The following is a 775-nucleotide window of genomic DNA, read 5'->3' as shown; positions in this document are numbered from 1 at the left end:
TAGTACACCTATAATTCCTATAAGTCAACTAGGGTATTTGTTTTTTTACGATTTAAAAAAACGAAGCAAGAATTATCTCTTGCTTCGTTATTTTTGAATATGTGGAAATACTAGCTCAGCAAACGTATATGCTTCTTCTAGATGCGGGTAGCCTGATAAAATAAACGTATCAATTCCTAGCTCTTTGTACTCTTTTAACCGATCCGCTACAATTTCAGGACTGCCAACAAGAGCAGTTCCAGCACCTTCTCGTGCTAAGCCAATTCCTGCCCATAGATTCGGAGCAATCTCCAGTGCACCTCTATCTTTTGTGCCGCTGTGCAAACTTGACTGTGTTTTTTGGGCAGTGGAGTCAAATGAGGCAAACTTATCTTGAAACGCTTTGATCGTATCATCATTAACATGTTTAATTAATTTATCTGCAGATTCCCACGCTTCGTCTTCCGATTCTCTTACAATAACGTGCAGGCGAATACCAAAGCGAATGTCCCTGCCTTCGTTTGCAGCTTTTTCTTTCATCTCATCAATTTTTGTTTTAATCACCGCAGGCGGTTCTCCCCATAACAAATATACATCTGCATGCTTTGCTCCTACTTCTTTTCCTGCTGGAGAAGACCCTCCAAAGTACAGCGGGGGATACGGTTTTTGGACAGGAGGCGATGGAATATACGCTCCTGTTACATCAACATGCTCTCCTTTATAATCCACTTTTTTTCCTTCCATTACATCTCGCCAAATCGTTAAAAATTCATCTGTTAACTCATAGCGTTTATCG

At 40.4% G+C, this 775-nt stretch carries 1 protein-coding gene; it reads right to left on the bottom strand.

Going from position 1 to position 775, the window contains the following annotated elements; all coding sequences use genetic code 11:
* Positions 1 to 87: 87 nt before the first annotated feature.
* Positions 88 to 775: LLM class flavin-dependent oxidoreductase (locus AC1DRF_RS30610; RefSeq protein WP_477742650.1), on the bottom strand; the 688-nt coding region annotated here is incomplete at its 5' end.

This window comes from Priestia sp. P5_B4, from assembly GCF_056400385.1.
Note: the sequence above shows the minus strand (reverse complement) of the source record. Positions and strands in the feature narration are given on the sequence as shown.